The following is an 8488-nucleotide window of genomic DNA, read 5'->3' as shown; positions in this document are numbered from 1 at the left end:
ATGTTTACCTAAAAACTATTAAACTTTTTTTAATCAATATTTATAAATAGTTGGAATTAAACATTTCATTTATAAAGTCTTTAATTTCTTTTGTTTTAAAATCTTGAGCCAAGTAATTAACATATTGAACAAATACAGCATACTTTTTATCCATTTCTTCTATTTTCTCTAAGTGTTTATGAATGGCTTTTATTCGGCCTTTTAAAACTAATTCTTTTAAATAAACCAATTCCTCAATTGGTGGAGGAATAATTTCTGCTTGATTTGATTTGCTAATTTTCATAATATTAGCAGAAGTAAGCGTACTTAGATTCTTATCTTCATAAATCCATTCCATTTCTAAGTGTTTCTCTAACTTATTTAGCAGTTCAGATAATTGCACAGGTTTCGGAAGGAAATCATCTGCACCAGCATCTAAGCTTTTTTGTTTGTCATAACCAAATACACTTGCTGAGGAAACTACAACTTTGAGATTCGGAAATTCTAGCAAGTTTCGCAAACGGTATAACATCTCATATCCATTTATTAAAGGCATATCAATACCAGTAATAATTAAATCAGGTTCAAACTCAATGACTTTTGCTAAACCGTCTTGACCATTTTCTGCCTCTGCCAATTCAAAACCGAATAACTCCAACAGATTGACAAATATAGAGCGATTTCCCGAAATATTATCCACAACCAAAATTTTTCGTTTTTTACCCTTATAACCAATAATGCTTCTTTCTGGTAACTTTCTAGATACGCTTATCCATTCTTTTGATTTTACTATTTCTAACTCAAACCAGAAGATACTACCTTTGCCTATTTGACTTTGCACTGCCAAATTTCCACCCATTATGGCAATAATTTTCTGACTAATAGCCAATCCCAACCCAGTTCCTTCGGATTGCTTTTTAATGTTACCAACCTGTTCAAATGGTAAAAATATTTTTTTTAATTCTTCAGTGTCTATACCTACGCCAGTATCTTGTACTTGAAAGCGGATTTTATAAGTTGTTGAATTAGGTAGTGTCTTTATATAATTAATCAGCTTATCTTTAGGAAGAGTTATTTGTACCTTAAAAATTACTCTTCCAGCATCAGTAAATTTGATGGCATTACTTAACAAATTAATCAAAACTTGCCGTAATCGTTTTTCGTCTGCTTCGATAGCAATTGGCAAACATGGATCGAATTGATACACAAATTCAATATCCTTTTGTTCAGCTTTTATTTGACATATTTCACAAACGGCTTGAAGAAAGGAAGGAAAATGAAATTGCGTAGGATGTAATTCTAATTTTTGAGCTTCTATTTTAGAGAGATTGAGAATATCGTTAATCAAAGTCAGTAGATGGGAGCCACATTGGTGAATAATATTAAGACCTTTGCGCTCTTTCTCTGTTAGATTATTCGAGCCTTGAAGGATTTGAACATAACCTAAAATGCCATTAAGGGGTGTACGTAGTTCGTGACTCATATTAGCTAAAAATTCGCTTTTAGCGTTGTTGGCACTATCAGCATTTTCCCTTGCTTGCTTGAGTTTTTTTGTGCGGTCTTCAACTCGAACTTCTAGTTCTTCATTAGCATTAGCTAATGCAGTAAAAGATTCATGCAATTGCTGTGCCATACAATTGAAAGAGTGGAAAAGAACACTGAGTTCTGTAACTGAGCAATCTTCCATTTTCTGGTTTATTTTACCATCAGCAATTACCTTAGAAACTTGATTTAATCGGAGAATGGGTTGGGTAATCCAACGAGATGTATATAACCCCAAAATAATTGCCAGCACCAAAGCTAACAGACATAGCAGAATGGTTATACGAGTATTGGCATGAATCTGAGCCATAAAGTCTTCTTCAGGCACCACAACTACCATTAGCCAGTTTAATCCCCGGTCATCTCGCCAAGGAGTAATTTGAACAAACTGGCGCTTACCATTAAGCAGAAAACCAATTTGCTCAACCTGACGAATTTGACTAAGCTTACCAAAGCGTTCAGCCAAATGTTTTGCAGTTGCTTGAATTAGAGGGTCTTTGCTATCAGATATAGACAAGCGTTGGGGTTTTCGATTTTTGACCGTGAATGGTTGTTCTTCACTAGAATTAGCGATCAATAGACTATTCTGTTCAATAATGAAGGTTTTTCCCGATGAACTAACTTTTAATTGGCGCAAGAACTCACTAATTTGTGAAAGGCGTTGTTCTACAGCAATTACAGCAACCAGATTTTTATTGGAGTCATAGATAGGATGACTAGCTGCAATAGATAAGCTAAATGGCGGTACTAACCAGTTATAAACTGGACTCCAAACTGATTGGCGTTGTTTTGCCGCCTCTGCGTACCACCCCTCTTTCTTGGCAATAAATTCTCCGTTATCTTGAATAATCTTGGTGCGTTTACCTTTGCTATCAGTTGCCCAACTATATAAATGAGTACTGCCATTATAATTTTCTGGGGATAATTCATCAATGGTAATGCGCTCATCCCCAAAAAGATGCCCAACGGCGATATAATCACCTGTTTGAAAACCAAGGAGAATGTAGCCGACATCAGATGATTTCAGCCGCCTCCAAAAAAATTCTCCGATTTGTTGTTTGTTTTGTAAATCTAACAAGCCCATATCTATTACATCTGAGCTAAACACAACAATATCATGAGGAACTTTTATATAACTATCTAAATGTTGATCTATGCGTTCGCTTACTTCACTCAGCAATTGGCTTGCTAATTCATTAACAGCTTTTTGCCCATTCCGTAACGACAAATATCCTGTCAACCCTACCGCTGTAAGAATTTGCAGCACAAAAGGGACAATAAGAATGAAGCGTAATGAAATTTTCTTCGATTTACTGTCTCGATAAATTTGGCTAGGAAGCAGCTTTGATGACATACTCAAATTTGTCACTTTATTTACATTTTTATGGCTTTCTAGCTATAGGATTCCCAAATTGAGTTTGAAGTTTAAATTGTGAGAATATTGATTAACTACTTGGAGAGCGTGCTTAGGGAAAAAAAGTTTTAACTCTTGTGAATTTTTCTTTTGCTGTGTTGTTTGTCAGAGGCCGTTTGCCTTCGGATTATTGTAGGACGCAGAAGAAATATAACGATAGTAGCAGTTGAGCAAAATAAGTATAGTGGATAAGCTGAGAGCGCAAAAGACCAATTTTGGAGGGCAACAAGGTTAAGTGTATGTGCTGACAGAAATATTGTCCAACTGAAAGTATCTTCTGTATATGGTTGATAATAAGATTTCCTGATTGTAGGTAATGCCCCTAGAAAATCAATGCAGATATTGATCGCCAAAGCAATTGTAGGAGAGCTAAACTGCCACCAGAGTACAAGACTAATACCAGCACTTAATAGACACCCTCGGTCAAAGTTATTCCAACCACCCTGACCATATTTCAGCGCCAGAATAGCAATAATTAAATGACCAACGGCTGAACAAACTGGAACCCATATTGTGTTCACAGCGCCAGAGGAATAATAGCTAAAGCAAAGGATGAAACCAACGAGCGCCCAAATCCACCAAGTTGCTCGGTTTGGTCGAGTTTTTTTTTGATAAATACTAAGTACGTATGGTAAAAAACCTAACAGGGAAAGAAAACCTGCAACTAGACCAATTACCCCTTGCCAAGTAAACATTATTTTTGATGAATTTCTACGTTAGTTTATGAATAAGTAGTAGATGCAGCACCAGAGAAGGTTTAATTGAACATAAAAAACAAATTAGTATATGCACCCTAGAGCGCTCATCAGTTATAGAGAAACTATCTGTGAAGCCTCAATCAGTTGCAGACATTCACGATAAATTTCCCTGAATAAGGATTGTTGTATGTATACAAATGCTTGATAACCTTCCAATACCCACTGCAAAATTTGTTGTTCTGATTCAGCCCGATAGCGAACTACCATATTCAGAGCTTCTAAAACATGGTCAAAATGCCTAGCTTCTGCACCAGAACCTTCATGTTTGCCGTGGATGACAACATAACACCAGGGATCATAGCGATGACCTCGAATTGGGACGGGAGTAGTTTGTTGTTTAAGATAGCGGTCAAATCCAAATTCTTGGTTTTCATAACGGACAATCATATCAAGCAGGGCATATTCGCGATCTCCCAACATTTCCGAAGCTGCATGAAATCCGATTGAGCGGATTAAGGAAATTGCATCATCAGGCGTTCCTTGGTAACCAGCCATCACAGCTTGTACAATCTCATCTAGCCAAACCGGAACCTGTGAAAATTGGTTGCGTTCTTTAGTAGAAAGTTTTGCATAGTTTCCTGCTGTCCTGAGCATCAATTGAGCTAATTCGCGATGTGTAATACCATAAGCCCCCTCATCGGATGCTGCAACCATAATTTCAGCAGAAATTTGAAATCCTCGATCTGCCTCTTCAATCACCAAGATATCAGGGTCGGTAAACAAATAACGAGACATAGCAACAGAACTTGCCAGTCGAGAAATAACAGAAGACGCATAGCCATTGAAGTAAGTATAATACTGCAAAAATATATATAATGTAGTCGGGTTGCTTACAGCCAGGCGAATCGTAGCAGTTACTGTCTGCTCCAACTCGGAGAAATCAAATGCTTCCTTAAAGAGAGCTTCAGAAAAAAGTTTCATAAGTTAAATTAATTCAATACTATCTATAATCAGCAGTTTACGAACTTTGGTATGATGCAAATTTTTCTTGTATAACTAATGTAGTTTTTTATTAATTTTATGTACATCAGTGATATTACGGCTTTAAATTAAAACAGCCAATTTTAGTACTTACTTGTTAAAAATGGCGATACGAAAACAATCGTTTTAAGGATGAACAGGGGAAACTAGATATAAAGAGCAATAAATAAAAAGTTTTCAAAACGGGGTATAAAGGTCAGAGTCGGTTGCTGTATGATACATCAGAATGCAACAGCCTTATAAACTACTAGCTATTCGTTTGTAAGTTTTGTGGAGAAAAGTTAAAAGGAGTAGATAATAATCCTTATCGGCATCAGATAGTAGAAATTCCGCCAATAAATCCGATAGTCATTGGATCTCCCTTATTCCAAGTGTTGAAAGAACTTTATAAGGTATGTGCATTTCTCAATTTCAGTAATTACCGCAATACCTTTCTGATAAAACCTGCATTATGATGATTTTGGATTACCTTATTAATCTCACTGGTGCAATACCTTCACTGCTCTCTAAAGTAGGGATATCTTTATTTGTATGCAGTTTTCAAGCTCAGTAATACATTAGATGATTTTCAATTTGTGTATAGGTTATTTTGATACTAAATCAATAAAAATTACTTTTGATGAATACCTCCTATGCGTTACGTTTACGGAGGTTTTTATTGTGCAGGTACTTAAATCCGAACAGCTTCTAGGGGATCGTAAGATATTAGGGCGATCCGCCAATTCTGTCTGTGCGATTGTTCAAGGGAACGAATCGCACTTCTACATCCCGTGAAAAGTCAGGGGGTCAAACCCATTACGTTAATTTTTAAGTAACAGTTAGGCTTAAAAAACTAGCTGTTACAAAGTAAAAATATGTTATTTGAATTCACACCTACTATTAAAGCTGGTATTGAAGCTGGTAACTACCTAGAAGTGTTTAGTAATGGGGTCTCTACAGGCATCGCACGCGATACTGCAACAGGAAAACTTGTTGGTTATGCAATTAGTGCGCGAGTCGGCGATAATCTTGTATCACCATTGTTTACACCCGTTCAGTTCTTAATGAAAGGAACAAACATGGTACAAACTTATATAGATTTTCAAAAAAACTATCGAGAAATGAGTTTTGTACAAGCTGGGTTAAAATCACTTCAAACTAACATAGAAATCCTGCAATCAACTACAGCTCTCATAGGGGTAGGAACAGTAGCAAGTGTCGCACTCGAGGCAGTAAACTTGCACCAGATACTCAAACTTAGAAAAGAAGTCGAGCAAAGACGGTTTGAAATCAAAAATGGCTTTATCAATTTGAATCAAGCCCTTAAAGATCAAGGAGCTGAAATACATCAAATTATCGAGGACGTAGCCCAAGATATTAGTTTTGAACAGCATCGCATAGTTTTAGTACAAGGGTACACACTATTTATTCAGGCCTATAAACGATTACAAGCGGCAATACAATTACAAGATTTTAGTCAGAGAAATGCCGAAATTGCTGAGGTACGAAGTATGTTGTTAAAGGCATTAGCAAACTATACTAATCCTCGCCTATTGGAAGAAACCTCTGCACCAGGACTACTCCGCACATTTGAATGTACTTGGGCTATTGAACAAGCAATCGCTATCACATACCAAGTGCAGAATGAAATGTCTGCTGTTAGCGATTGCCTTTGGCGTCTTTGCGACAAAATTAGCGAACAGAGCTGCATGATAATTGACAGTTGCCAGTCATACGACGAGCTTGATTTTATATTTCCTGAAATCAGCCGTTTTCGCAACCATGACTTTGCTATCTTGAAAACCTGGCAGGCACAAGTTGATTGGATGCGGTCACTTTCAAAAAGTGAAATAGAATTTTTAGTTAACAGCGATCTCAACACTTCAGAACCTGCCCATACTTTTTATATTAATCAAGCAACAGTCCTGACAGTACCGCCCGAACAGCTAGCATACGAAGATTTAACTGAGAAATCCCATTTTTATTCCTTGCGTGACCAGTTGATATATATGTTCAAACCTGATTTGCGTTTTGAGTACGAAGCTTATATTAATGAACAAGCTAGCATTGCAGGTTACAAAACATTAGTTCTAAACAACTTGCAAAAAGCTTCTAACTTAGCTATTACAAATCTCTATTACTATTTTAAAATTAGAGATGAATCTAATACTGAGGAAACCCTAGAGTATGTTTGAAAAGTTTTTATAAGTTAAAAGTATACTATTTTCCTTGCTGTAAAATGGCTAAAGGCAATATAGATCAATGTCTTCGATGTTTCGGACAATAACTTATAGTCTCTAATCAATCTTTAAATTTTAAATTCCCGCTATGAAAAACTTAGCTGCTGCTACTTTTGTTGAATATTTTGCTGAAATGGGTTTATTGATGGCAGGTGTGTTAACAACAAAACAATTATCTCCGGTCAATTTGTTGCAACAGCAACCATTTAAGATAGGGAATGGAGTAAACCATTCAATACAAAGTCAGTTATCCCCAAATGCTCAAGCTATACCACTTGAGTTCTTGCAGTCAGATCGAAGTGCCCAAACTGATCTGTCAATACCGCCACGAAAAAAAGAAAATTTACTTCATAAGTTCAGGCGGAACAAACATTCTTTAGATTATTCTCGTTTAGTCCAGTCTAAAAAATATGCCTCATCCCTAAACAAAGATCATACAAAGAAGGAAAATCTACTTCATAAATTCAGACGAAAAAACCCTTTTTTGGATTATTCTAGCTTAGTCCAGTCCGATAAGTATGCCCAGTCTTTAGGCAAAGACTGTGCAAAACCTCTAGGAGAATCAGAAAAATTTAATAGCAAATCTCTACCAAACCTTAAATTTGGTAGTTCTGGTATTGCCGTTAGAGCATTGCAACGGTTGTTAGTCTCTAATGGTTATCCTATTGGAGTTGATGGAGACTTTGGACCATTAACAGAAACCGCTGTTATGGCTTTTCAAAATCAGCAAAATTTAAGAGTGGATGGAATAGTTGGCCAACGAACCTGGCATACGTTGAGCTTCATTGCGATCAATATGGAGACGTTTTTGAGAAAAAGCAGCTAATAATTTCAGTAGACCGAAAAGTTTTGCGAGCAGATCGTACACAGAGCAATACCTATAAAACCGACTATTGTCAGAAAAACCGTATTCTTAGATAAACTTTTCAGAAAAGTTCTTCAACAACTCTAAATAAATAAAACTAATTAATTACTTAAAAAGTTAAGGTTGAATTGGAATATGTTATGCCGGAAAACCCTTTAGGCAGTTGCTCATGGGGGAAACTCCCTTGGCGCTAGCCTCTCCCTTTGGGAGAAGACCGCACTGCCTCACCACCGGACTGGCTCCTAATGTTGTTTTCGCCGTGTAGATGGCAAGGTTTTAGACCTAAGACCCGTTTGGTCACGGGCATAGGGCAGGAGTCAGTATTCATTCCATAAGTGCCTTCAGCAAGAACTGCCCTCTGCCTTTCCAGATATTCCTCTAACTTAAAAATTTCGCTTCTTTACCCCCATATTTTACAAAAATTACATCCCACCGCACCAGAGCTATGTTCTGGTGTGATAGTTACCCTTAACTTTTTCTTTGATTGATTAGTTTTACTTATTATAAGTTTCTCAATGAGTATCCTAAAAAATGTATTTAAAAATACTGTTTTTTAGACAAGAATTAGATGTCAATGTATAGATCATAGAGTGCTCGCAAAATTTTTCGGTCTGCTGACCGTAATTGTACTAGTAGTTTTCTGTCCTCTGTTTATAAAATTCAGTAAAAACACGGCTATAATAATTAGAGATTCTGAGAAATAATATTTCGCCTTTAGATAATTTAAATG

General features: G+C 36.5%; 5 protein-coding genes. 2 read left to right on the top strand and 3 right to left on the bottom strand.

Annotated features, from left to right (window positions below; all coding sequences use genetic code 11):
- Positions 1-40 precede the first annotated feature (40 nt).
- From H6G26_RS35550 to H6G26_RS35540, 3 genes are all read right to left on the bottom strand, one after another.
- A complete protein-coding gene (locus H6G26_RS35550; RefSeq protein WP_190735982.1) occupies positions 41-2875 on the bottom strand; it encodes a hybrid sensor histidine kinase/response regulator in 2835 nt (944 codons plus the stop codon).
- Positions 2876-3003: 128 nt separating this feature from the next.
- On the bottom strand, positions 3004-3630 hold the full coding sequence (locus H6G26_RS35545; RefSeq protein WP_190735980.1) for a hypothetical protein: 627 nt from the start codon (positions 3628-3630) through the stop codon (positions 3004-3006).
- Positions 3631-3744: 114 nt separating this feature from the next.
- Complete coding sequence (locus tag H6G26_RS35540) at positions 3745-4614, bottom strand: hypothetical protein (RefSeq protein ID WP_190735978.1); 870 nt, start codon at positions 4612-4614, stop codon at positions 3745-3747.
- Positions 4615-5528: 914 nt separating this feature from the next.
- Between H6G26_RS35540 and H6G26_RS35535 the strand changes: the two genes are divergently transcribed.
- Both H6G26_RS35535 and H6G26_RS35530 read left to right on the top strand, forming a co-directional pair.
- Entirely contained in the window at positions 5529-6848 is a 1320-nt protein-coding gene (locus H6G26_RS35535; protein WP_190735976.1) for a hypothetical protein, read from the top strand.
- Positions 6849-6981: 133 nt separating this feature from the next.
- Positions 6982-7719: a peptidoglycan-binding domain-containing protein gene (locus H6G26_RS35530; RefSeq protein ID WP_242054138.1), complete on the top strand. Its 738-nt coding sequence runs from the start codon at positions 6982-6984 to the stop codon at positions 7717-7719.
- Positions 7720-8488 lie beyond the last annotated feature (769 nt).

This window comes from Nostoc sp. FACHB-888 (assembly GCF_014696655.1).
In the GTDB taxonomy this organism is placed as follows: domain Bacteria; phylum Cyanobacteriota; class Cyanobacteriia; order Cyanobacteriales; family Nostocaceae; genus Nostoc.
This window is presented reverse-complemented; position numbering and strand designations above follow the sequence as displayed.